Origin of the sequence: Loktanella sp. SALINAS62 (genome assembly GCF_018263905.1) — a bacterium.
Taxonomy (GTDB): domain Bacteria; phylum Pseudomonadota; class Alphaproteobacteria; order Rhodobacterales; family Rhodobacteraceae; genus Loktanella.
Genome location: NZ_JAAFZU010000004.1, coordinates 1 through 25,116 on the forward strand (window position 1 = coordinate 1; position 25,116 = coordinate 25,116).

Below are 25,116 nucleotides of genomic sequence, written 5' to 3' on the forward strand. Positions count from 1 at the left end.
ACTGCTTGCCTAGGGCCTGGCTCAGGCCACGCCCCAGACACGCTGACAACACAAAAGGCCGCTTCCCAAAAGGAAGCGGCCTTTTTGCGAAAAGGTGCGCGGACATAAAACAGGGCCGCACAGTGATGTGCGGCCCCATGCCGTCGGTCAGTCGGTCAGATCGCTTAGCTGGCGGCGGCCTTGTTCACGCCGCCTTTTGTCGCGATTTTGGTCATGTGGCGGTCGCCGTCGTACGTGTTGTCGAGGCATTTTTCCAGAACCGCAGCGTCACCATCCAGACCAAGACGATTGGCAAAGGCCACCAGCGTGCCATAGCCAGCCAGCGCATAGTGAACCATGCGCTGATATTGTGGGATGATCGCCGCATCGCGCACGTCATCATCGGCGATGTCGTCCGACAGGCCATGCGCGCGGGCTTCTTTGACCAGGCCTTCCATGCCCTTGCAGTGTTCGGCGCTGGGGTTGATTCCATGATCGTTGCAGAGCTTTTCCAGTTCTGCGATTCCGTCTGAAATGCCTTTGCCGCCTGCAATCAATGCTTCTGAAAGCTCTTGATCAGTTGCAGCGCGGCCCAGTTCGTTCACAACGGAAAGCGACTGTGTGTTCGCGCTCCACATATCTTGAAGTTGATCGAGGTAAATATCCTTGAGGCTGGTCATTGCCATGTCAGTCGTCCTTTTATTGTTCGGCTTACAACTGTCGTGCTGCGATGATGTTCCACCCGGCGGAAAAGTCGTTCCAATTTTGTCTGTCTTTCGCCGCATTGGCCGATTAGCGTTTGTGCAACGCAAGGTGGAGCAAACTGTTGACGCATCCGGTGCAAACCCCGGTCGCCGCCGTTTTCATGGTGGAACCTGGACATTATGAATGGCCAGCGGTTCTGTTGGCGGCATCTTTGCGTGCCTTTGCTTTGGATGATATCCACCTGTACGGCTACTGTCGGGCTGAATTGATCGACCAGCTGCATCCCCGTACGCTGAAGTTCTTTGACGCAAATGGTGTGACGCTTCGGCCGATTTCCCCCCAGTTCGCGGTTCCGTATCCTCAGGGCAACAAACTATACGCTTGCGCCGATGATCGACCGCAGCCTGCAACCATGTTGTTCGATACGGACATGTTCATGCTGCAACCCGCACGGTTGTCCGAAACACTGGTGCCGGGTTACGTATCTGGACGACCGACGGGCAACTGGATGTGGGGCACCGGACCGCAGGATTGGGCACCCGCCTATGCCAGCGTTGATCTGCCACTGCCCCGCACCCGTATGTCACGCCCCGATGGGACGTTCACCTGCCCGTCGATTTCTGCGGGGTTCGTCGCCTATTCTGACAGTGAATTCGGCGCGATCTGGCGCGATGTGGCGCTGGTGATCGAAAACAAGCGTCTGGCGCGCGGGATCTATCCAACGCTGGACCAGATCAGCCTGCCGGTCGCTGCCGAACTGATCGGCCTGCGGCTGAATATGATCGACGTCAAATGGAACAAGGCTGGCAAGATTACAGCGCAGGCCATTCGCGGCGTTATCAGTTATCATTATCAAAAGGCTGAAACGCTGCTAAACCTGCCGGTCAAATGGCTGGCGGACAGACTGCTGGTCGAATTTTCAGATTTCCAGAATGTCGAGGAATTGCTTGATTTTTATGGGCGCGAGGCGGCGCGACCTGCCGCTGTGGTCCACAATGATGGGTGGAAGAAAACCATCCTTGCCGCACAGCAGCGGGCTGACAGCGTGACCCACGCGCAGGCCATCGGTCTTCATAAGCAGGATGTGTGACGATGCGGGTCAAACCCCCCTTGATCCCGCTGCGGTCCTCGGTTACCTCGTGCCTTGGACGTAGGGGTATAGCTCAGTTGGTAGAGCGGCGGTCTCCAAAACCGTAGGTCGAGGGTTCAAGTCCTTCTGCCCCTGCCAGTCCAATCAAAGGTGACACGATATGTCCCATCCCCCGTTTCAAGTTGTTTTCCATATCGGCGCGCACAAAACAGCGACGACGCATTTGCAGCATTCGATTGGCAATGTCAGCGACAAACTGGCCGAAGCGGGCGTGCAGTTTTTTGGTCCACAGTCCCTGCGCGCGCCCGGTAAGCGGCTGGAAGCGCGGTTCGATCTGCCGTTCAACCCGCGCAAATTCAACGCTGATCCGCGGCCATCTGATGTGGTGCTGGACGAAATGTTGCAGGGCGGCGACCGTCTGGTGCTGTCAGAAGAAAACTATATCGGCGTGCTGTTTGACAAATCGACCGATGGACCGATGCACCGTATCGGTTATCCGCTGTATGCGACGGCGGGTGAACGGCTGATGGCGCTGGCGCAAAAGATCGCGCCGGACGGCATAGATGTTTGTCTGGGCGTGCGTGAACCGGCTGGATTCCTTAATTCGGCCTATGGTCAGGCGTTTCTGGCGGGACATTTCATCCCCGTGGAAAAGTTCAAGAATCAGAACCCGCTAAGTGCCGTGGACTGGGCAGAGCTGGTCGCGCGCCTGCGTCTGACGCCGGGTGTGCGGACCATCACGGTCTGGCGTCAGGAAGATTACCATCTGTGCTATGACCAGATTTTGAACGTCATGCTGGGCGATGCCGCGCGCCATGTGGTGCCGATCCGACGGTTGGTTAATCCGGGCCTGTCGGCAGCGGCTGTCGCACGGGTGCTGGAAATGCGGCGCGCCGGTCTGGATGGACCGCTGGCGCATCAGGCCCGGACCGAATTTCCGATCGGCCCGACGCACCCCGCCTATCAGGCATTTGACGCCGAAGAACGGGCGTTGTCGGTCGAATTCTATCAGGCACAGATCAATACGCTTGACGCGATGAACGGCGTAACGCTGCTGCGTCCGCAGGGTTGAACTGGATCGCGTCACGGCGTATGTCGCACAGGTCTGACATGCAGGAACAACGTTCATGGCCACGAACCCCGTCAAGTTCATCAATGAAACGCGCGCCGAAATCGCCAAGGTCGTATGGCCGACACGCCGCGAAGTCGTATTGACCACGATCATGGTGTTCATCATGGCGGCGTTGCTGGCGACGTTCTTTAGCCTTGTGGATCTGGGCATCCGTCAGGGACTGCAAGTCGTTCTGACCTACTTCGGCAGTTGAACCTAAGGGCGCGCTATAAACTGCGCCCCGGCCCTTGAATTCAACGCAAGCGGGCGGTAATAGCCGCGAAGCGACCGGGATGGCGTGCGGCGAATCGAGTTGCACGCCAAAATTTATTGTCCCGGCGGGTGGCGCGGATCATCCGAAGTTTTTGACCATTGGCGGCGGGTGCGCGACGCCGCGAACACGAGGTGACGAGGAACATGGCGAAACGTTGGTATTCGGTTAGCGTTCTTTCGAACTTCGAAAAGAAGATCGCAGAACAGATTCGTCAAAAAGCTGCCGAGCAGGGTCTTGAAGATCAGATCGACGAAGTGTTGGTCCCGACCGAAGAGGTCATCGAGATCCGCCGCAACAAAAAAGTAACGACCGAACGTCGTTTCATGCCCGGTTACGTGCTGGTGCATATGGAACTGTCGGACGAAGCTTATCATCTGGTGAACTCGATCAACCGGGTCACCGGTTTCCTGGGGCCGCAGGGCCGCCCGATGCCGATGCGCGATGCCGAAGTGCAGGCGATCCTTGGTCGCGTGCAGGAGGGCGAAGACAGCCCGCGCACGCTGATCCACTTCGAGATCGGTGAAAAGGTCAAGGTCAACGACGGTCCGTTCGAAGACTTCGACGGCATGGTCGAAGAAGTCGATGAAGAACATCAGCGCCTGAAGGTGACGGTGTCGATCTTTGGCCGGGCGACCCCGGTCGAGTTGGAATTCACTCAGGTCTCTAAACAGGGCTGAGTGCGTCAGACGTGGGAGCCGCAGCGCGGCGAACCACGGCAAGTCGCCCCGCAGGGGGCATTGTAGGGCGGGACTGGTCCCGCCGCTGAAAAAAGGAGAGGCCAGATGGCCAAGAAAGTAGTCGGCACGCTGAAGCTGCAAGTGCCCGCAGGCAACGCAAAGCCAAGCCCGCCCGTCGGTCCGGCATTGGGTCAGCGCGGCATCAACATCATGGAATTCTGCAAGGCGTTCAACGCCAAGACAGCGGACATGGAAAAAGACGCACCTTGCCCCACCGTGATCACGTATTACGCGGACAAGTCGTTCTCGATGGAAATCAAGACGCCCCCCGCGTCCTATTACATCAAGAAAGCCGCAAAGCTGACATCCGGGTCCAAAACCCCCGGCAAGGCGACTGCGGGTTCCATCTCTGGCAAGCAGGTGCGTGAAATCGCCGAAGCCAAGATGAAAGACCTGAACGCAACGTCCATCGAGGGCGCAATGCTGATCATCGCGGGTTCCGCCCGCTCCATGGGCATCGAGGTGAAGTAATGGCAAAAGTCGGTAAGCGCACTGCGGCAGCTCGCAGCCAGTTCGAAGGCAAATCCAACGTAACGGTCGAAGAGGCCGTGTCGCTGGTCAAATCCAACGCCAAGGCAAAATTCGACGAAACCATCGAAATCTCGATGGTTCTGGGTGTCGATCCGCGTCACGCAGACCAGATGGTCCGTGGCACCGTGACCCTGCCCAACGGCACAGGCAAGACAGTCCGCGTCGCCGTGTTCGCCCGTGGCGAAAAGGCTGACGAAGCCACCGCAGCCGGTGCAGACATTGTCGGCGCCGAAGATCTGATGGAACAGGTTCAGGCCGGTAACATCAATTTCGATCGCTGCATCGCGACGCCCGACATGATGGGCATCGTCGGTCGTCTGGGCAAGATTCTGGGCCCACGCAACCTGATGCCGAACCCGCGCGTCGGCACTGTCACGCCGGACGTGAAGCAGGCCGTCGAAGACGCCAAGGGCGGTCAGGTCCAGTTCAAGGCCGAAAAAGCCGGTGTCGTCCATGCCGGAATCGGCAAGGCCAGCTTTGATGCCAAGCAGCTCGAAGAAAACCTGAAGGCTTTCGTCGACGCAGTATCCAAGGCACGTCCGTCCGGTGCCAAGGGCACCTATATGAAAAAGGTCTCGCTGACCTCGACCATGGGTCCGGGCGTGTCCGTCGATATCGCATCGGCCACGGGCAACTGATCATCGTCTGAACTGATCGCAGGGGCGGTTCCGAAAGGGGCCGCCCTTTTGCGTACCGGGTATTGGGGTGTTTTCGATCCTTTGTGTCAGCCGGTTGACGTTTTGCCGGGCCTGCCATGCGCGATATTCCGCGCGGTGGGGTTTTCTTTTCCCGATCTCCACCCTAAAGAGACTCTTGCAAGTCAGCGCATGATTCGTCGTGCGCTGTTTTGTTTCGTCCGAGACGGTGGGTTGGCCTATGGCCGTTAATTCCTGCCCGAGGCGGGTTACGACCGGATCGGCTGAGGCTCTCCTCGGTTTTACCCGGCTCATCCCGTGATTGCGGACCTCGACTGTCGGGCGGTTCGCCGCACGGCAAAATTGAGCCGGGGGGAAACCCCCAAATTTGGAGTGAAACTGTGGATAGAGCACAAAAAGAAAAACTGGTCGAAGAGCTCGGCCAGATCTTTGAAAGCTCTGGCGTCGTTGTGGTTGCCCACTACGAAGGCATGACAGTTGCCGAAATGCAGGACCTGCGCGCTTCGATGCGTGAAGCAGGCGGGTCCGTACGCGTTGCCAAGAACAAGCTCGCCAAGATCGCCCTTGAAGGCAAACCCAGCGCTTCCATTGCTGAGTACCTGACGGGGATGACGGTTCTTGCCTATTCCGAAGACCCTGTCGCTGCGGCGAAAGTGGTCGATGGATACGCCAAAAAGAATGACAAGCTGGTCATTCTTGGTGGTGCCATGGGCGAAACCGCACTGGACCTAGAAGGTGTGAAAGCCGTTGCCGGGATGCCAAGCCGCGAGGAGCTTATCGCTTCCATCGTGGGTTGTATCGCAGCACCTGCCAGCAACATCGCCGGGGCCATTGGCGCACCTGCTTCGAACATCGCGAGCATTCTTTCGACCATCGAAGAGAAAGCTGCATAAGCAACCTGAACCGCCTTGGGGCTTGAATGCCCTGACGTTGGAACACACTTAAGAAAACGGAAAGAAGTCAAATGGCTGATCTGAAGAAACTGGCAGAAGACATCGTTGGTCTGACCCTGCTGGAAGCACAAGAACTGAAAACCATCCTCAAGGACGAGTATGGCATCGAGCCCGCCGCTGGTGGCGCTGTGATGATGGCTGGCCCCGCTGCCGGTGCTGGCGAAGCTGCCGAAGAAAAGACCGAATTCGACGTCGTTCTGAAGAACGCCGGCGCACAGAAGATCAATGTGATCAAAGAAGTGCGCGGCATCACCGGTCTGGGCCTGAAAGAAGCCAAGGATCTGGTCGAAGCCGGTGGCAAGGTCAAAGAAGGCGCGTCCAAAGCGGAAGCCGAAGAGATCAAGGCAAAGCTGGAAGCAGCTGGCGCCGAAGTCGAACTGGCCTAAGCCGCGTTGCGGGTTTTCCCGCACTGATAAACAAGGCTGGACCTGCCGCGTGCAGGTCCAGCCGCACCTGTCTTAAAGGTTGGTCAGCGTAAATGACCCCCCTTTTGGGTAGGTGAGGTGATCGAGAGGCCTTCGGTGGGACGAAGGCCGGGAATAGATCGCTTGCTCCCGGTCATAAGCATCCGTTTCGCAGCCCGGGCGAAACGAGAGGCGACAGACAGATAAGGTGACACCACACATGGCTTCCTCCTTCCTCGGCCAGAAGCGCCTGCGTAAGTACTACGGCAAAATCCGCGAAGTCCTTGAAATGCCGAACCTCATCGAGGTTCAGAAATCTTCCTATGATCTCTTCCTGCGCTCTGGCGAGGGTGAAGCGCCGCTCGACGGCGAAGGCATCATGGGCGTGTTCCAGTCGGTTTTCCCGATCAAGGATTTCAACGAAACAGCCGTTCTTGAATTCGTCAAGTACGAGCTGGAAAAGCCGAAGTACGACGTCGAAGAGTGTCAGCAGCGTGACATGACCTACAGCGCACCGCTGAAGGTGACATTGCGTCTGATCGTGTTCGATATGGACGAAGATACCGGTGCGAAGTCCGTCAAGGACATCAAGGAACAGGACGTGTTCATGGGCGACATGCCCCTGATGACGCAGAATGGCACATTCATCGTGAATGGCACCGAACGTGTGATCGTGTCGCAGATGCACCGCTCTCCCGGCGTGTTCTTCGACCACGACAAGGGCAAGACGCACAGCTCGGGCAAGCTGTTGTTCGCCTGCCGGATCATCCCCTATCGCGGATCGTGGCTCGATTTCGAATTCGATGCAAAAGACCTGGTGTTCTGCCGGATCGACCGTCGCCGCAAACTGCCGGTGACGACGCTGCTGTATTCGCTGGGCCTTGATCAAGAAGCGATCATGGATGCCTATTACAACACCGTCGATTTCAACCTCGACAAAAAAGCGAATGCCTGGACGACCAAGTTCTTCCCGGAACGCGTCCGCGGCACCCGTCCGACCTATGACCTGATCGACGCCAAAACCGGCGAAGTGATTGCAAAGGCAGGTGAAAAGGTCACACCCCGCACGGTCAAGAAACTGATCGAAGACGGCAACGTGTCCGAACTGCTGGTCCCCTATGACCACATCGTGGGCAAATTCGTGGCCCGCGACATCATCGACGAAGACACGGGCGCGATTTTTGTCGAAGCCGGTGACGAACTGACGCTGGAAATGGACAAGGCGGGCGATGTCATCGGTGGCACGCTCAAGGATCTGGTCGACGCTGGCGTCACCACGATCCCCGTTCTGGACATCGATAACATCAATGTCGGCGCCTACATGCGCAACACGATGGCGGCAGACAAGAACATGAACCGCGAAACCGCGCTCATGGATATCTACCGCGTCATGCGTCCGGGCGAACCGCCAACCGTGGACGCCGCATCGGCCCTGTTCGATACGTTGTTCTTTGACAGCGAACGCTATGACCTGTCCGCCGTTGGCCGCGTGAAAATGAACATGCGTCTGGACCTGGACGCCGAAGACACGCAGCGCACGCTGCGCCGCGAAGACATCGTCGCCTGCATCAAGGCGTTGGTGGAACTGCGCGACGGCAAGGGCGACATCGACGACATCGACCACTTGGGTAACCGCCGCGTGCGGTCCGTGGGCGAACTGATGGAAAATCAGTATCGCGTCGGTCTGCTGCGCATGGAACGCGCGATCAAGGAACGCATGTCATCGGTCGAAATCGACACCGTCATGCCGCAGGACCTGATCAACGCAAAACCTGCTGCCGCTGCCGTGCGTGAATTCTTTGGTTCGTCCCAGCTGTCGCAGTTCATGGACCAGACGAACCCGCTGTCCGAAGTGACGCACAAGCGTCGCCTGTCGGCGCTTGGGCCGGGCGGTCTGACCCGCGAACGTGCCGGTTTCGAAGTGCGCGACGTCCACCCGACCCACTATGGCCGGATGTGTCCGATTGAAACGCCCGAAGGACCGAACATCGGTCTGATCAACTCGCTTGCGACGTTCGCACGGGTGAACAAGTACGGCTTTATCGAAACGCCCTACCGCAAGGTGACGGACGGCAAGGTGACGGACGAAGTGTCCTATATGTCCGCAACCGAAGAAATGCGGCACACCGTGGCGCAGGCCAACGCGAACCTGACTGCAGAAGGCGGTTTCGAAAACGAACTCGTTTCGACACGCAAGAACGGCGATTACACCCTGTCGCCGCGTGAAAACGTCGACCTGATCGACGTGTCGCCGAAACAGCTGGTGTCTGTTGCGGCTTCTTTGATCCCGTTCCTGGAAAACGACGACGCCAACCGCGCGCTGATGGGGTCCAACATGCAGCGTCAGGCCGTGCCGCTGCTGCAAGCAGAGGCGCCGCTGGTCGGCACCGGTATCGAAGAAGTGGTGGCGCGCGATTCGGGTGCCGCCATCATGGCGCGCCGGGCTGGCATCATCGACCAGGTCGATGCTGCCCGTATCGTGGTCCGGGCGACGTCCGATCTGGAACTGGGCGACGCAGGCGTTGACATCTACCGCATGCGCAAATTCCAGCGGTCGAACCAGAACACCTGCATCAACCAGCGTCCGCTGGTAAAAGTGGGCGATCACGTCCAGAAGGGCGAAGTCATCGCAGATGGCCCGTCCACCGACATGGGGGAACTGGCGCTTGGCAAGAACGTCGTCGTCGCCTTCATGCCGTGGAATGGCTACAACTACGAAGACTCTATCCTGATTTCCGAACGCATCACGCGTGACGACGTCTTTACCTCGATCCATATCGAGGAATTCGAAGTCGCCGCCCGTGACACCAAGCTTGGGCCAGAAGAAATCACGCGCGACATTCCGAACGTCGGCGAGGAAGCCCTGCGCAACCTTGACGAAGCCGGTGTCGTTTATATCGGTGCAGAAGTCGGACCGGCAGACATTCTGGTGGGCAAGATCACCCCCAAGGGTGAAAGCCCGATGACCCCCGAAGAAAAGCTGCTGCGCGCGATCTTTGGTGAAAAGGCATCCGATGTCCGTGACACGTCGCTGCGTCTGCCGCCGGGTGATTTCGGTACGGTCGTCGAAGTGCGTGTGTTCAACCGCCACGGTGTGGAAAAGGACGAACGTGCGTTGCAGATCGAACGTGAAGAGGTCGAACGCCTGTCCCGCGACCGCGACGACGAACTCGCGATCCTGGACCGCAACATCTATGCCCGTCTGCACGACATGATCATGGGCAAAGAAGTCGTCAAAGGCCCCAAGGGGATCAAGGCTGGCACAATTGTCAGCGATGAAACGCTGGACGGTCTGTCCCGTGGCCAGTGGTGGCAGCTTGCCCTGAAAGACGAAGCAGACGCCCAGATCGTCGAAGCCCTGAACGAGCAATACGAGGTGCAGAAGCGCACGCTCGACGCCCGTTTCGAGGACAAGGTCGAAAAGGTCCGTCGTGGCGACGATCTGCCGCCGGGCGTCATGAAGATGGTCAAGGTGTTCGTCGCGGTAAAGCGCAAGCTGCAGCCGGGCGACAAGATGGCCGGACGTCACGGCAACAAGGGTGTGATTTCCAAGGTGGTCCCGATGGAGGACATGCCGTTCCTTGCGGACGGTACGCCGGTCGATTTCTGTCTGAACCCGCTGGGCGTGCCGTCGCGCATGAACGTCGGTCAGATCCTTGAAACCCACATGGGTTGGGCCGCACGCGGTCTGGGTATCCAGATTGATGAGGCACTGGGCGATTATCGCCGCAGCGGCGACATGACCCCGGTCAAGGAAGCGCTGCGCATCGCCTATGGTGACGACGTCTATGACGAAGGTTTCGAGGGGATGTCCGAACAGGACATGCTGGAAGCCGCCGGCAACGTCACACGCGGCGTCCCGATCGCGACACCCGTCTTTGACGGCGCGAAAGAGGCGGACGTGAACGACAGCCTGAAACGGGCCGGGTTCGACACGTCGGGTCAGTCGATCCTGTTCGACGGCCGCACCGGTGAACAGTTCAGCCGCAAGGTGACGGTGGGTGTGAAATACCTGCTGAAACTGCACCACCTGGTCGACGACAAGATCCACGCCCGTTCGACGGGGCCGTACTCGCTTGTCACGCAGCAGCCGCTGGGTGGTAAGGCACAGTTCGGTGGTCAGCGCTTCGGCGAGATGGAAGTCTGGGCACTCGAAGCTTACGGCGCGGCCTACACCCTGCAGGAAATGCTGACGGTGAAATCCGATGACGTCGCGGGCCGGACCAAGGTCTACGAAAGCATCGTCAAGGGCGAGGACAACTTTGAGGCCGGTGTGCCCGAGTCGTTCAACGTGCTTGTCAAAGAAGTCCGGGGCCTCGGCCTCAACATGGAACTCCTGGATGCGGAAGACGGGGAATAGGCCCTTGCCCTAGGGGCGGCGACACGCCGCCCCATCCCACCTTACCGCACCCCAATTCAAGGAATTGAAGATGAACCAGGAACTGACAAATAACCCGTTCAACCCGGTCGCTCCGGTGAAAACGTTTGACGAAATCAAGGTGTCATTGGCATCGCCCGAACGGATCCTGTCGTGGTCCTTTGGCGAGATCAAGAAGCCGGAAACCATCAACTACCGCACGTTCAAACCCGAACGTGACGGTCTGTTCTGCGCGCGGATCTTTGGCCCGATCAAAGATTACGAATGCCTGTGCGGCAAATACAAGCGCATGAAATACCGCGGCGTCGTCTGCGAAAAATGCGGCGTCGAAGTCACGCTGCAAAAGGTGCGCCGCGAGCGGATGGGCCATATCGAACTGGCAGCACCCGTCGCGCACATCTGGTTTCTGAAATCGCTGCCCAGCCGCATCGGTCTGATGCTGGACATGACGCTGCGCGATCTGGAACGCATCCTGTATTTCGAAAACTACGTCGTGATCGAACCCGGTCTGACGGACCTGACCTACGGCCAGTTGATGACCGAGGAAGAGTTCAACGATGCGCAGGACGCTTATGGCGTTGACGCGTTTCAGGCGAACATCGGTGCCGAAGCCATCCGCGAAATGCTGGCGCAGATCGACCTTGAAGCAGAGGCAGAGCAACTGCGCGCCGATCTGAAAGAAGCGACAGGCGAACTGAAGCCGAAAAAGATCATCAAGCGGTTGAAAATCGTCGAAAACTTCATCGATTCCGGCAACCGTCCGGAATGGATGGTGCTGACCGTGATCCCCGTCATTCCGCCAGAACTGCGCCCGCTGGTGCCGCTGGATGGCGGTCGTTTCGCGACGTCCGACCTGAACGATCTGTATCGCCGCGTCATCAACCGCAACAACCGTCTGAAGCGGCTGATCGAATTGCGCGCACCTGACATCATCGTCCGCAACGAAAAGCGGATGCTGCAGGAATCCGTCGATGCGCTGTTCGACAACGGTCGTCGTGGCCGGGTCATCACGGGGGCCAACAAGCGTCCGCTGAAATCGCTGTCTGACATGCTCAAAGGCAAGCAGGGCCGTTTCCGTCAGAACCTTTTGGGCAAGCGCGTCGACTTTTCGGGCCGGTCCGTCATCGTGACAGGTCCGGAACTGAAACTGCACCAGTGCGGCCTGCCGAAAAAGATGGCGCTCGAACTGTTCAAGCCGTTCATCTATTCGCGGCTCGAAGCCAAGGGTTTGTCGTCCACCGTCAAGCAGGCCAAAAAGCTGGTCGAAAAGGAACGTCCCGAGGTTTGGGATATTCTGGATGAAGTGATCCGCGAACACCCCGTCATGCTGAACCGTGCGCCGACGCTGCACCGTCTTGGCATTCAGGCGTTCGAACCAGTCCTGATCGAAGGCAAGGCAATCCAGCTTCACCCGCTGGTCTGTTCGGCCTTCAACGCTGACTTTGACGGCGACCAGATGGCTGTTCACGTCCCGCTGAGCCTTGAGGCGCAGCTGGAAGCCCGCGTTCTGATGATGTCCACGAACAACGTGCTGTCGCCCGCCAATGGCGCGCCGATTATCGTGCCGTCGCAGGATATGATTCTGGGTCTGTACTACACCACGATCATGCGGCAGGGCATGAAGGGCGAAGGCATGTCCTTTAGCGATATCGACGAAGTCGAACACGCCCTGACCTCTGGTGAGGTGCATCTGCACGCCAAGATCGAAGCGCGGATGTCCCAGATTGATGACGAAGGTAACGAAGTCGTCCAGCGGTTCGAAACCACGCCCGGCCGTCTGCGTCTGGGCGCGTTGCTGCCGCTGAACGCCAAGGCGCCGTTCAGCCTGGTCAACCGTCTGCTGCGCAAGAAAGAAGTGCAGCAGATCATCGATACCGTCTATCGCTACTGCGGTCAGAAGGAATCGGTCATCTTCTGCGACCAGATCATGACGATGGGCTTCCGCGAGGCATTTAAGGCCGGCATCAGCTTTGGCAAGGACGACATGGTCGTGCCGGATACCAAATGGGCGCTGGTCGACGAGACCCGCAACCTGGTCAAGGATTTCGAACAGCAGTACATGGACGGTCTGATCACCCAAGGTGAAAAGTACAACAAGGTCGTGGATGCCTGGTCGAAAGCCAACGACAAGGTCACCGACGCCATGATGTCCACCATCAGCCAAGCCGGCACAGACGCCGACGGGTCCGAAGCGGAACCCAACAGCGTTTACATGATGGCGCACTCCGGTGCCCGTGGGTCGGTCACGCAGATGAAACAGCTGGGCGGGATGCGCGGTCTGATGGCCAAACCGTCGGGCGAGATCATCGAAACGCCGATCATCTCGAACTTCAAGGAAGGCCTGACCGTTCTTGAATACTTCAACTCGACCCACGGTGCCCGTAAGGGTCTGTCGGATACGGCGTTGAAGACTGCGAACTCTGGTTATCTGACGCGGCGTCTGGTGGACGTCGCACAGGATTGCATCATTCGCGAAATCGACTGCGGCACCGAACGCGCGATCACGGCAGAAGCCGCCGTGAACGACGGCGAGGTCGTATCGTCGCTGGCGGAACGTGTACTGGGCCGTGTCAGTGCCGACGACGTCCTGCGTCCGGGCACGGACGAGGTTCTGGTCGAAGCCGGTGAACTGATCGACGAACGCAAGGCGGACATGATCGACGTTGCTGCCATCGCCAAGATGCGCATCCGGTCGCCCCTGACCTGCGAAGCCGAAGACGGTGTCTGCGCAACTTGCTACGGGCGTGACCTTGCACGTGGCACGCGTGTGAACATCGGTGAAGCTGTCGGCATCATCGCCGCGCAGTCAATCGGTGAACCCGGCACCCAGTTGACGATGCGGACGTTCCACATCGGCGGTGTGGCGCAGGGTGGCCAGCAGTCCTTCCTCGAAGCAAGCCAGCCCGGCAAGATCGAATTCCGCAACGCCGCATTGCTGGCGAACACGGCAGGCGATCTGGTCGTGATGGGGCGGAACATGGTCATTGCGATCGTGGACAGCAACGGTGTCGAACGCGCGACGCACAAGGTGGGTTACGGGTCAAAGGTGTTCGTCACCGAAGGCCAGGACATTCACCGTGGCGACAAACTGTTCGAATGGGATCCATACACCCTGCCGATCATTGCCGAAAAAGCCGGTCGCGTGAAATACGTCGATCTGGTCAACGGGATCGCGGTTCGCGAAGACACCGATGATGCGACGGGCATGACCCAGCGCATCGTGTCCGACTGGCGCGCGGCCCCCAAGGGTAACGAACTGGCACCGAAAATCATCATCGCCGACAGCAACGGCGAACCGGTGATGAAGGATGACGGGAACCCCGTCAGCTATGCCATGTCGGTTGATGCTGTTCTGTCCGTCGAAGACGGCGAAGACATCCAGGCCGGTGACGTCGTCGCGCGCATTCCGCGCGAAGGCGCCAAGACCAAGGACATTACCGGTGGTCTGCCGCGTGTGGCCGAATTGTTCGAGGCACGTCGCCCGAAGGATCACGCCATCATCGCGGAAATCGACGGCTATGTCCGGTTCGGCAAGGACTACAAGAACAAGCGCCGCATCGCGATTGAATCGTCCGACGATCCGGACGTAAAGGTCGAATACATGGTGCCCAAGGGCAAGCACATCCCGGTGGCCGAAGGCGACTTCGTCCAGAAGGGTGACTACATCATGGACGGCAACCCGGCCCCGCACGATATTCTTGCGGTCATGGGCGTCGAAGCGCTGGCAGACTACATGATCGACGAGGTGCAGGACGTGTATCGCCTGCAGGGTGTGCGCATCAACGACAAGCACATCGAAGTCATCGTGCGTCAGATGCTGCAAAAGTGGGAAATTCAGGACAGCGGTGACACCGTTCTTCTGAAAGGCGAAACCGTCGACAAGGCGGAATTCGACGAAGCCAACGAAAAGGCGATTTCCCGCAACGGCCGTCCGGCAACGGGCGAACCGATCCTGCTGGGCATCACCAAGGCGTCGCTGCAAACCCGCAGCTTTATCTCTGCCGCGTCGTTCCAGGAAACCACGCGCGTGCTGACCGAAGCATCGGTCATGGGCAAGCGTGACAAACTGGTCGGCCTGAAAGAGAACGTCATCGTGGGTCGTCTGATCCCCGCCGGGACCGGCGGTGCGACCAGCCGGATGCGCAAGATCGCATCCGACCGCGACAACGTCGTGATCGAAGCGCGCCGGGAAGAGGCCGAACAGGCCGCAGCCCTTGCAGCACCGGTGCAGGAACCCGTGGCTGACGACGTGGTCGGTGGGGACGAGTTCGACACCATGATCGTCGATACGCCCGAAAGCCGTGACGAATAAACGATATTGGCGATGCGCCAATGGGCCCCCGGATCATGTCCGGGGGCCCTTTTCGTTTGGGTGCCATGACGATCCGCGCGCGGCTAACCGCACCGCCGCAGTGGGCCGCTGCCTGACACGCCCCGACGCGGCTGGCAGACTTTCGCGGTGTCTGTTCATGCCCGCGATGGCGCTGATCGTGCCCGTGCGTCGGCCGATGCAGCGATAGCCATGTAGCAACTCGTGACGCCGGTACGTTGCGCTCTACCGACGCGAGTTGCGGACGAAATAGATGATCCCAGCGATCAGGAAGATGATCACAAGGACTGCAATCAGCCCCATGCCGCTCATCATCCAGCCCATTCCGTCCATCATCTCCATGTGTTGCATCCTGTCGATCCTTTGGTGTTTCAATCAGGTCGTGCAGTCGTAGAAACCGCGGTACCCCGCCCGCAATCCTGCATCGAGCGAAAGCACAAGATTTGTGTCCTGTCGCCCGGCAACGGCGTCCAGCGCAGGCTCTTGGCCCGGTGCGCTGAGGTCGATGGTCATGCCATCTGTGGTCAAGGTCGGACCGCTTGAAAGTGCGGCGGCGTCTGTAGCGTCGAGACGGATCAGATTGCCGCCAAGCTTGACCAAGGCCGCGCCGTCGGCGCCAATCGCCAGAACCGGGGGGCTGCTCTGCGTGTAGACAAAGGTGCAGGTAGGCCCGTCGGGAAGGACTTTCGCGATATCCTCATCCGTCAGAAAGCCGGGATCAAGGACGGCGACATGCGCATATGACAGGGCTTCGTCCAGCGAAACGACAGACGCAGGTTCATCCTGCTGTCCCGCTGCGTCGTCGCCTGACTCCAGTTCGGCAATAAGATAGCGCATCTCTGCGATTTCCTTGTCCTGCGCATAGATGATCTCGTCCGCCAGTTTGCGGACCCGCGGATCAGAGATATTGGCCCGGCTTGATGTCATGACTGCAATGGAATGGTGCGGGATCATCGCACGCATGTAGCTGGTGTCAGCCACGGTGACCTGACTGCGCACCAGCCAGAGCGTCAGCGCAAAGGTGACGGCTGCGCCCGCAAAGATGGCGACGTTCACGGTGCGGCTGGGATACATCTTTAACATATAGGCAAGCATGATGATCGCCATTGTCGCGCCCATCAGCAGCGCCATGTAGAACCGCGTTTCCGACCAGAAAATATGCGAAATGAGGTATGTGTTCAGATACATCAACCCGAACATGACGATCGTGGATGTTGCGATCATTGCAGCGAAACGTCCGTAGCCCCTGCCGCCGCCCTCGTGTTTTCCGTCGTCGTTTGCCATTGTGAACGCGCCTTTAGTTAGTGATGGTTGTGCATACCCAGTGTGGGTATACCAACCAGCTGTTCTTATGGCGGTTCCGAAGAAAGTGCATGAAACTGATGGTCGTGTCTGATCGCTGCGTGATGGGACACCCGTGGTCGAAAAAAACCGATCTTCGAAAATCATGCATGGCAGGTCCGCGACGGGTCACGGCGGTCTTGGCCACGACTGGCAAGGTATCACGCGAAAACGCCGCGGCCTTTGCAGGGGCGCGCGGTGTTCTGGGTCTGCAACATCGTGCGATGGTAACGGCGTCGTCAGTCAGGATCGCCAATGCAGGTCATGATGTCGTCAATCGTGATAAGCGGCATGTCCCGCGCCGCATCAAGGCCCGCAATGTCGGCATAGGTGGCCATGCGACCGTCGTCCGTCATCGCTTCACACAGGACCCCCGTTTCTGGCAGGCCCGCAAGCTGCATCAGGGCCAGTGTGGCCTCTGTATGTCCCCGACGGACACGCAAGCCTGCTGATCGTGCGACCAGCGGGAAAACATGGCCGGGGCTGCGCAAGTCGCCGGGACTGGCGGTGTCGGCGCACAGGGCGGCGACGGTCCGTGTCCTGTCACGGGCCGACACGCCGGTCGTGACACCGGTTGCAGCCTCGACCGAGACGGTGAACGGCGTTTGGTAGGGAGAGGCGTTGTCCGCCACCATCGGGGGCAGACCCATGTGGCGGGCGTGATCCTCTGTGATGACGGCGCAGACAATGCCCGACCCGTGGCGGATCATCAGGGACATCTGCGCCTCTGTCAGGGTTTGGGCCGCAAAGACAAAATCACACTCGTTCTCGCGGTCCGGATCGTCGGCAACGATCACGCCCTCACCCCGTTGCAGGGCCGCGATGGCATCGGCCATCGCAGGCGACATGGTGCTTCGGGTCATTTCCTTCAGGTGTTGCATGGGCAAGTCTCCTTTCATGCAATCTTGGCCAGGGTGCCAAAGCATCCCTCGTGATACGTCAGTGGCGCGGCGGCGTCCTGAAGCCAGACGTCGACGATTTCTCCGAACAGGACAGTATGGGTGCCTTGTGTCATCTGATGTGTCGTGCGGCAGTCAAAGCTGACACATGCCCCCTGCAGCGCGGGCGATCCGGTTTCGCGGGTCGTCCAAGTGCCAGTTTCAAAACGCGTGTCACGATCCACCGGCGTGGCAAATCGGGTTGCGATGTCCGATTGCATGACCGACAGCACGTTGACGCAAAACGCCCCCGCCTGCGTCAGGTGTGCGTGGATCGACGCTGTCCGGTTGACGCAGATCAGCAGGGTTGGCGGTTCGGCACAAACTGATGTGACGGCGGTCGCGATCAGGCCATAGCGTCGCCCGTCCCCTTCCGTGGTGATCAGGCTGACACCGGCGGCAAGTCGGCGCATGCCGGCCTTGAAATCTTCAGACTGTGTCAAGCGACATCTCCTTTAACGCAAGCAAGGGTGCAATTTTGCCCGCGACCTGCAGCAGCAGCCCGTCGGACGCACGGGGACCAACGACCTGCAGGCCGATCGGCAAACCGTCGTGGTGACCGGCGGGAAGCGCGATGCAGGGCACCTGCAGCGCCGTCCAGAGCGAATTGAACACAGGATCACCCGGCGTACGGCCAAGCGGTGCCGTGCCCGGTGCGGCCGGCGCAATAAGTGCGTCTATGCCGGCTGATTTCATCAGATTTTCCAGCTCACCTGCAAGCCGCGCCAGACGGTCGCGGGCGGTAAAGGCATCGCGCATCGTGGCAGGTGTGCGGCTTGCGATGCGCGCCTGAAAATCGGTGTGAAGGTCGTCGCCGTTGGTACGCAAAAGCGGCAGAAAGGCTGCGGCACCTTCGGCGAACATCACGGCGCGGTGCAGATCGTCGATCTCTTGAAAGGCAGGTGGCAAATCAAAGACTATCCAGTCGGGATGACGATCGGACAGCGCATCCATCAGCGCGATCATCGGGGTAGTCAGCTGATCGGCGTATGGGGTGCGACATATGCCGATCCTGACATGGCCGGATGCAGGGGCCGTCGGCAGATCGAACACACGGGACACAAGTGCGAGATCGTCGACATCGCGCGCGTGAAAGCCCACGGTGTCGAAACTGGGTGCGTAGCGTTTCATGCCTTCGGTCGAAATCAGGCCAAAGCTGGGTTTCATCGCGGTGACGCCGCAATAGCTTGCGGGTCTGATCGTCGATCCGCCTGTCTGGGTCGATAATGCCAGCGGCACGTGAAAGTCGGCCACGGCGGCGGCCGATCCGGCAGATGATCCACCCGGCGTGTGCCGCAGGTTTGCCGGATTGCCCGTCGCCGCGTTCCGGCCCGCAGCTGCGAATTCGGTTGTATCGGTCTTGCCGATGACGATGGCGCCCGCCGCACGCAGCAGGGCGACCGCCGCTGCATCACGGGCAGGCTGGTACCCGTCAAATAGCGGAGAGTTGTAGGTCGTCGGCATCCCGGCGGTGTCAAATACATCCTTGATCCCGACGGGCAGTCCAGCCAAGGGGCGCGGATCATCGGCCCGTATCGTGGCGGCCTGGGCTTCGGCCTGCGGGTTCAAACACAGCCACGCCTGCAGTTCACCGTCGCGGGCTGCGATCCGGGCCAGACAGGCGCGTGTCAGGTCAAGCGCCGAAAACGCACCGCGCCGCATTCCAGCCAGGGCGTCTACGGCTGTCAACCGGGTCAGATCAGTCATGGCTGCATCAGATGATGGTCGGTCACGGACTGGAACGCAGCCCCCAGCGCAAGCACCAGCGCGTCATCGCAAGGCCGCCCCACGATCTGGATGCCAAGCGGCAGACCACCGCGCCCTTTGCCAGAGGGCAGCATCAAGGCGGGAAATCCAGTCAGATCCCAGATCATCGTATTGCGTGAGATGATGTCGAACCCAAACGTCTGGTCGTCCACATCAATCCGAAGCCCGTCCAGATGACCAGCTTCGCCGCCGAGTCCCGGCGTCAGCAAAAGATCGACATCCCAGCGATTTAGAAGCCTGTCGATCAGCATCGTCCGATGCGACAGCGCCAGCAGGTAATCGGTGGCCATCACTGCATCACCACGCGCGATGCGCGCCTGCAAGCCTGCATCCTGTTCGGACCGGCGAGGGGCGTTGTGGCGTTGAGTTGCCGACAGCTCTGCCGCAAGGATCGTCCAGCCAATCTCATGATTCATGGCCATGTCGCCGAACAGTTCGGCGGTTTTGACGGGAACACAGTGCGCGCCAAGGTTTTGGATCACCGACAACGCTTCCGTCCATGCGGTCAGGACGGACGCATCGACCAGTTCCGTAAACCACCCGTCGGGCACGCCAATCCGCAGCGGGCGCAGGGGAACAGGTTCTAGATCGGTCATCGCCTGCATGACCCGTGACAGGTCAGTGGCCGACAAACCCATCGGGCCCAGATGGTCGAGCGTCCAGCTAAGCGGCGCGACACCGTCGGTTGATACCAGACCCCGCGTCGGTTTCAGTCCTGTCACCCCACACCAGCACGATGGCACACGGATCGATCCGCCAGTGTCGGTCCCAAGGGCAAAGGGCAGCATGCGGCGGGCCACGGCAGCACCAGAGCCTGTAGAGGACCCGCCGGTCCAACGGCTGGCGTCATACGGGTTCGTCACGGCACCGTGGCGCGGGTTAAAGGGCGACCCGGCTGCAAATTCGGTTGTCGCCAACATTGCGACGGGGATCGCACCCGCCGCGCACAGGCGTGCCACACTGGCTGCATCCCGTTCGGCAATCCGTGTCCCGGTCAAAACGGAACCGCAGGTCACTTCACCATTGGCAACATCCACGATGCCCTTCACGCCGAATGGCACGCCTTCCAATGGTCGCGGTGTGCCGTTGGCCCATCGGCGCGTGGCTTCTGCGATGCCGTCTTGCGCATCAAGGATCGACAGGACCGCCTCTGACGCGGGTGCGATGCCACACCGTTCTACGGCATTTTCGATTTCTGCCTGCGGGCTGGTCTGGTTGGCTGCATAGCGTTCCAGCAACGCACCGATCCCGCAGGGTACGTTCTGCTGATCGACGACCGCAGCTGGATCGCCTTGTCGCGGACCAAGATGAAGATCGAACCGCGCAAATGGATCGGCGGGTTGGACCTGATCCTGGCCGCCTTGCACTGCGCCATCCATCATTCAGCGGCGATTGCGAGCTTGTCCTGACGACACTTCATCAGGGGCTGGACCTTTTGGCCGAATGTATCAAGACCGCCAAGGAAGTCGTCAAAGGTCATCATGATACCCTTCACGCCGTCGATGCTTGCCACATCGTCCAGCATGGCAGCGACGGTGGCATAAGAGCCGACCAACGTCCCCATGTTGAAATTCACAGCACCCTCCGGCAGGTTGATATGCTTGGCGGTCGATGTTTCGTCCGCCGTCGTATCTTTAGACCCCTGATCGGCCATCCATGCCAATGCGTCGGCATCCACGCCCGACCGCAGGTGTTCCCAGCGCGCCATCGCCTTTTCATCGGTCTCGTCCGCGATGATCATGAACAGGACATAGGCGCCCACGTCCCGCCCGGTGATTTCCGCAGCGGCCACAAGGTTTGCCGCAGCATCCGAGAACGCCAGCGGCGTGTTGATGCCCACCCCCATGACAAAGTTGTAATCGGCGTGTTCAGCGGCAAAGGCCATCCCCTTGGCGGATTGCCCGGCGGCTACGATCTCGACCTTTTCGGGGCGCGGTGACAGCTTGCAGTCGTCCATGGTGAAATGCTCACCCTTGAAGTCGGACGAACCGTTTTCCCACAGATCGCGCATGACCTGCACGTATTCGCCCCCATACGCATAGCGGTAGCCAAAGTAGGCATCGCCCGGCCAGATATCCATTTGGGTGTATTCGTTTTTGGCCCAGCCTGTGACGATGTTGATGCCGAACCGACCCGGCGCGATGCTGTCGACCGTGCTGGCCATGCGCGCGACGATCGCAGGCGGCAGGGTCAGGATCGCGGTGGACGCAAACAGCTTGATCTTGCTTGTGACGGCGGCAAGTCCCGCCATCAGCGTAAAGCTTTCAAGGTTGTGATCCCAGAACTCCGTCTTGCCGCCGAAGCCGCGCAGCTTGATCATGGAAAGCGCGAATTCAAGACCGTAACCTTCGGCTTTTTGCACGACCTGTTTGTTCAGTTCAAAAGACGGCTTGTACTGCGGCGCGGTCTCCGAGATCAGCCAGCCGTTGTTCCCGATCGGGATGAATACACCCATGTCCATAACAAAACCCTCTGTGTTGTGTTTGTATGGACATACTTTTCATCGAGCGACGGATCTCCAGAGCATTCCATTAAATTTGTCCGGACATACGCTTGATTTGTCGTTGCGCTGGAAAATTTTGCGCTGTTTGCGCTGTGATGGTCAATTGTTGGGCGCTTCAGGTTTTGGGTTCGCCTGCGGACAGGATCGTGCGGTAGCGGAATCGGTCGCCGGGCAGCGTTTGGATCGCATATTCCAGCAATCGTCCACGCGATGACAGATATCTACGGGTCATGCGCAACGCGAGCGTGCCTGCCGGCAGATCCAGTTTCTGCGCGATGTGCTCGTCGATGTGGACGGGGGTCAGTTCCTGATGGATCGACGCGATCCGTTCGCCCGTGTAGCTTTCGACCATATGAAAAAGCGCCTTTCGCAACACGTCGACGCCCTGCAGCACCTCGGCCACGCTTTCATCCAGATAGACCTCGTTCCAGCAGAACGGTATGTCTTCGCCTTTGAAATAACGCAGGCCTGCAGCATACGTAAATTTGCGGCCGGGCTGGATACCCATTTCTGCGGCGATTTCGCTGCGTGCCGTCACCTCTGACTTCGTCTGAAAATGCAGTTCTGAATCGCGCGAAAAGTCGAACAGATCGTGACGGGACTGGCCGCGAAACTGCGTGCGCCAGTCGGTTCCGCGACTTTCGACCTTGGTGCCGATCCCCTTGCGTGCGGACAGCGTGCCGTTGCGTTTAAGCTGTTCGATCGCCTGCCGGATCGTGTGGCGGGACACCTGAAATGCAGTAACCAGCTCTGCCTCTGTCGGCAGCAGCGTTCCGACAGGGTAAATGTCGTCGCGGATGCGTTGTTCCAGCTTGTGCGCGATCTGAAGATAAAGCGGTGATACTCGATCAGGATGTGTGGACATGAACGTGGGGACTGCCTCTTGCTATTTGTCCGGACATATGTGCAATTTGGGCCACAAGAATGTGGAGTTTGCAGGTGACACAGCGTATTATGTCAATTCACACGGCCTTTGGCGAGACAAAGCAGGCCGGGGCGCTTCTGTGGCTGACATTGGCACGCATGACGGCGGTCCAGATCGCTGCAACATCCAGTGTGCTGGCGCTGACGGCGCTGGCGCCCGTCGTGGCCGAAACCCTGAATGTGGGCGCTTACTGGATCGGATATCAGGTCAGTTTCATCTATTTCGCAGGGCTCTTCGCGTCACTGAGTGCCGGCAGCCTTGTCGCGCGGCTTAGTGGCGAGGCGATCATCGCGTCGGAACTTGTCCTGCTGATCGCGGGGCTGATCCTGCTTGCCACGGCCATCCCGGTGCTGATGATATTGGCATCGGTGTTATTTGGCGTGGCCTACGGCATCAACAACCCCGCATCTTCCGTCATCCTGCAAGAAGTGACGCCAGCAAAACGGCGCAGTCTCGTCTTTTCGCTTAAGCAAAGCGGTGTCCCGCTGGGGGCTGTGGTTGCAAATGCCCTTTTGCCGCTGGTGGCGCTTTGGTTGTCGGGGTGGCAAGCGGCTGTGCTGGTGCTGGCGGTGGTGCCGCTGGTGCTTTTGATCATCACGCTGCGCCATCTTGGCCGCACGCCGCAACCCGTGCGCAGGCCGGGGCCGGGCATTCTGGCGACTGCGATCGCAGAACAGCGGGCGGTTATGGCTGACCCTTCGCTGCGCACCTTGGCAGCGCTTGGTTGTCTGTTTTCCGCGATGCAGCTGACAGTGACAGCCTTTGCCGTCGTTTCACTGGTCGAAATCGGTTGGACGATCCCCGAGGCTGGCATGCTTGGCGCGGCTTTGCAGATCGCAGGCGCAACCGGGCGGGTCGGCTGGGGTATCGTCGCAGACCGTTTTGGGCCATTCCGCGTTCTTTCGCTTCTTGGGTTTGTCGGCGGTGCGCTGTCCTTGTTCCTTTATTTCCAGCCTGTCTTACCTTCGTCAGTGCTGTCGATCATGTTGATCTGCCTTGGGGCCTGCGCGTCAGGCTGGAACGGCGTATTTCTTGCCGCGATTGCGCGGACGGCACCGCCGGGGCGGGTGGGGGCCGCGACGGGTGCCATCCTGTCCTACACGTTCATCGGTGTGATCGTGGGGCCGTCGATCTTTGCCGCAATCTACTATGCTTTGGGCAGCTACCCGCTGTGCTTTGCGATCTTTTCGATTCCAGGTCTGGCTGGTGGCATTCTCGGGGCACGTCGGCACATGCTGGAAAAGTATGTACGGACATAATAAATGTGCAAACGCATCGTCTGGCTGCCTTAAATTTTTGCAAACATTAAAATTACACCACCAAACAGCGAATCCCGCTTTCAAATCCCGCATGAATGTCCGGACATATTAATCACAATGTCACACACAGGGGATTGAGAATGAAAAATAGTAATGCCATCTGGCTGCTGCCACTGCTGCTGCCACTGCTGCTGCCAACACTTGCACAGGCGGATGCCATGTCCGATGCGCAGGATCTGATCGCTCAGCACCGCATTATCCCGGACTTTGTCCCGCAAGGCGAACCCTTTGATGCCAGGGCCTGCATGGCGGACAAAAAGGTGTTTTCGATCCCTGTCACAATGACCGTTCCCTTTGCCGTCGCACTCGAAGACGCGATGAGCCGGGCAGCCGCCGACGTCGGTTTCGAATATACGGTCTGGGAAACGCAGGGCGGGATGGATTCCTATATTCAGGGTGTCGATCAGGCGGTGACGCAAGGCTACGATCTGATCGACCTTGCAGGTGGTCTGAACCCCGAAGTGATTGGCCCGCAATTGATGCAGGCAAAGGACGCCGGTGCGATGATCACGACCACGCACCTGTATGACGAAACACAGGAACAGGCGGATTTTGTCGACGCATCGGCCAAGGTGCCGTTCTCTTCCGTTGGCAAAGTGCTCGCCGCGTGGGCCTACGTCCAGACCGAGGGTGCGCCAAATGTCCTGATCATCGGATCGGACGATGTTCTGCCATCGCTGCCTTTCGTCGAAAGCATTCAGACGCAGTTGACAGAATATTGCCCCGATTGCGCGCAGCAGTATCTGAACGTGCCGCTGGCAGAGTGGGGAACGCGCATCCAGTCCGGCGTGCAGTCGGCGCTGCTGGCCAATCCGGACATCAACTATATCATTCCGATCTACGACAGCATGACCCAATTCGTGACGCCCGCCCTGCGGATCGCCGGGGCCGACGTCCCGATGGCCAGCTTTAACGGGACGCCCTTTGTGCTGGACATGGTGCGCGAAGGCACGGTCGAAATGGATATCGGTGAAAGCCTTGGCTGGGCGGGCTATGCGGCGGTCGATGCGCAGATGCGCGTGTTGTGCGGTCTGCCGGTTCCAGAGGATCTGGGGGTGCCGCTGGTGATTTTCGACAAGTCGAACGTCGAGACGACAGGCATTCCCGCGAACTTTGATGATGGCTACGGCGACGCCCATATCGCCGGGTTTCGCGCACTTTGGATGCTGGAATAA

Annotated in this window: 21 protein-coding genes and 1 tRNA gene; 13 read left to right on the plus strand and 9 right to left on the minus strand. The window is 59.3% G+C overall.

The window, feature by feature from the left end; all coding sequences use genetic code 11:
• Positions 1 to 164: 164 nt before the first annotated feature.
• Positions 165 to 665 carry a DUF892 family protein gene (locus GZH79_RS03315; protein ID WP_211641948.1) on the minus strand — a complete coding sequence of 167 codons (501 nt, stop codon included), beginning with the start codon at positions 663 to 665 and terminating at the stop codon, positions 165 to 167.
• A 140-nt stretch (positions 666 to 805) separates the two neighbouring features.
• On the opposite strand from GZH79_RS03315, the gene GZH79_RS03320 reads away from it, so the two are divergent.
• The 11 genes from GZH79_RS03320 (at position 806) to rpoC (ending at position 15,130) form a co-directional block, all read left to right on the plus strand.
• Entirely contained in the window at positions 806 to 1,774 is a 969-nt protein-coding gene (locus GZH79_RS03320) for a hypothetical protein (protein ID WP_211641819.1), read from the plus strand.
• A gap of 62 nt (positions 1,775 to 1,836) precedes the next feature.
• Positions 1,837 to 1,912 (plus strand) — tRNA-Trp (locus tag GZH79_RS03325).
• Positions 1,913 to 1,934: 22 nt separating this feature from the next.
• Positions 1,935 to 2,846: a hypothetical protein gene (locus GZH79_RS03330; RefSeq protein ID WP_211641820.1), complete on the plus strand. Its 912-nt coding sequence runs from the start codon at positions 1,935 to 1,937 to the stop codon at positions 2,844 to 2,846.
• Between the two features lie 55 nt (positions 2,847 to 2,901).
• Positions 2,902 to 3,099, plus strand: a complete 198-nt coding sequence (gene secE / locus GZH79_RS03335; protein WP_211641821.1) for a preprotein translocase subunit SecE — start codon at positions 2,902 to 2,904, stop codon at positions 3,097 to 3,099.
• Positions 3,100 to 3,302: 203 nt separating this feature from the next.
• Positions 3,303 to 3,836 (plus strand): transcription termination/antitermination protein NusG, encoded by a 534-nt coding sequence (gene nusG / locus GZH79_RS03340; RefSeq protein ID WP_211641822.1) that lies wholly within the window; start codon positions 3,303 to 3,305, stop codon positions 3,834 to 3,836.
• Between the two features lie 105 nt (positions 3,837 to 3,941).
• Positions 3,942 to 4,367 carry a 50S ribosomal protein L11 gene (gene rplK, locus GZH79_RS03345; protein WP_211641823.1) on the plus strand — a complete coding sequence of 142 codons (426 nt, stop codon included), beginning with the start codon at positions 3,942 to 3,944 and terminating at the stop codon, positions 4,365 to 4,367.
• Positions 4,367 to 5,065, plus strand: a complete 699-nt coding sequence (gene rplA, locus GZH79_RS03350) for a 50S ribosomal protein L1 (protein WP_211641826.1) — start codon at positions 4,367 to 4,369, stop codon at positions 5,063 to 5,065. The genes rplK and rplA overlap by 1 nt, the downstream gene beginning before the upstream one ends.
• Positions 5,066 to 5,463: 398 nt before the next feature.
• Positions 5,464 to 5,976 carry a 50S ribosomal protein L10 gene (gene rplJ / locus GZH79_RS03355; protein WP_211641828.1) on the plus strand — a complete coding sequence of 171 codons (513 nt, stop codon included), beginning with the start codon at positions 5,464 to 5,466 and terminating at the stop codon, positions 5,974 to 5,976.
• Between the two features lie 71 nt (positions 5,977 to 6,047).
• Entirely contained in the window at positions 6,048 to 6,422 is a 375-nt protein-coding gene (rplL, locus tag GZH79_RS03360) for a 50S ribosomal protein L7/L12 (protein WP_211641830.1), read from the plus strand.
• 238 nt (positions 6,423 to 6,660) lie between these two features.
• A complete protein-coding gene (gene rpoB, locus GZH79_RS03365; protein ID WP_211641832.1) occupies positions 6,661 to 10,800 on the plus strand; it encodes a DNA-directed RNA polymerase subunit beta in 4,140 nt (1,379 codons plus the stop codon).
• Between the two features lie 70 nt (positions 10,801 to 10,870).
• Positions 10,871 to 15,130, plus strand: coding sequence for a DNA-directed RNA polymerase subunit beta' (gene rpoC / locus GZH79_RS03370; RefSeq protein ID WP_211641833.1), 4,260 nt, complete (start codon positions 10,871 to 10,873; stop codon positions 15,128 to 15,130).
• 243 nt (positions 15,131 to 15,373) lie between these two features.
• Here rpoC and GZH79_RS19185 read toward each other — a convergent pair whose 3' ends face one another.
• The 8 genes from GZH79_RS19185 to GZH79_RS03405 form a co-directional block, all read right to left on the minus strand.
• Positions 15,374 to 15,499, minus strand: coding sequence for a hypothetical protein (locus GZH79_RS19185; RefSeq protein WP_283094777.1), 126 nt, complete (start codon positions 15,497 to 15,499; stop codon positions 15,374 to 15,376).
• A 24-nt stretch (positions 15,500 to 15,523) separates the two neighbouring features.
• A complete protein-coding gene (locus GZH79_RS03375) occupies positions 15,524 to 16,432 on the minus strand; it encodes a DUF6692 family protein (protein ID WP_211641835.1) in 909 nt (302 codons plus the stop codon).
• Positions 16,433 to 16,728: 296 nt separating this feature from the next.
• Complete coding sequence (ribB, locus tag GZH79_RS03380) at positions 16,729 to 17,370, minus strand: 3,4-dihydroxy-2-butanone-4-phosphate synthase (protein WP_211641838.1); 642 nt, start codon at positions 17,368 to 17,370, stop codon at positions 16,729 to 16,731.
• A gap of 14 nt (positions 17,371 to 17,384) precedes the next feature.
• On the minus strand, positions 17,385 to 17,870 hold the full coding sequence (locus GZH79_RS03385) for a flavin reductase family protein (RefSeq protein WP_211641839.1): 486 nt from the start codon (positions 17,868 to 17,870) through the stop codon (positions 17,385 to 17,387).
• Positions 17,857 to 19,134: an amidase gene (locus GZH79_RS03390; protein ID WP_211641841.1), complete on the minus strand. Its 1,278-nt coding sequence runs from the start codon at positions 19,132 to 19,134 to the stop codon at positions 17,857 to 17,859. The genes GZH79_RS03385 and GZH79_RS03390 overlap by 14 nt, the downstream gene beginning before the upstream one ends.
• Positions 19,131 to 20,561, minus strand: a complete 1,431-nt coding sequence (locus GZH79_RS03395; RefSeq protein ID WP_211641843.1) for an amidase — start codon at positions 20,559 to 20,561, stop codon at positions 19,131 to 19,133. The genes GZH79_RS03390 and GZH79_RS03395 overlap by 4 nt, the downstream gene beginning before the upstream one ends.
• Before the next feature lie 11 nt (positions 20,562 to 20,572).
• Positions 20,573 to 21,655 carry a pyrimidine utilization protein A gene (gene rutA / locus GZH79_RS03400; RefSeq protein ID WP_211641845.1) on the minus strand — a complete coding sequence of 361 codons (1,083 nt, stop codon included), beginning with the start codon at positions 21,653 to 21,655 and terminating at the stop codon, positions 20,573 to 20,575.
• Between the two features lie 157 nt (positions 21,656 to 21,812).
• Positions 21,813 to 22,562, minus strand: coding sequence for a GntR family transcriptional regulator (locus GZH79_RS03405; RefSeq protein ID WP_211641846.1), 750 nt, complete (start codon positions 22,560 to 22,562; stop codon positions 21,813 to 21,815).
• Between the two features lie 74 nt (positions 22,563 to 22,636).
• On the opposite strand from GZH79_RS03405, the gene GZH79_RS03410 reads away from it, so the two are divergent.
• Both GZH79_RS03410 and GZH79_RS03415 read left to right on the plus strand, forming a co-directional pair.
• A complete protein-coding gene (locus GZH79_RS03410) occupies positions 22,637 to 23,881 on the plus strand; it encodes an MFS transporter (RefSeq protein WP_211641847.1) in 1,245 nt (414 codons plus the stop codon).
• Between the two features lie 140 nt (positions 23,882 to 24,021).
• Complete coding sequence (locus tag GZH79_RS03415) at positions 24,022 to 25,116, plus strand: substrate-binding domain-containing protein (protein ID WP_211641848.1); 1,095 nt, start codon at positions 24,022 to 24,024, stop codon at positions 25,114 to 25,116.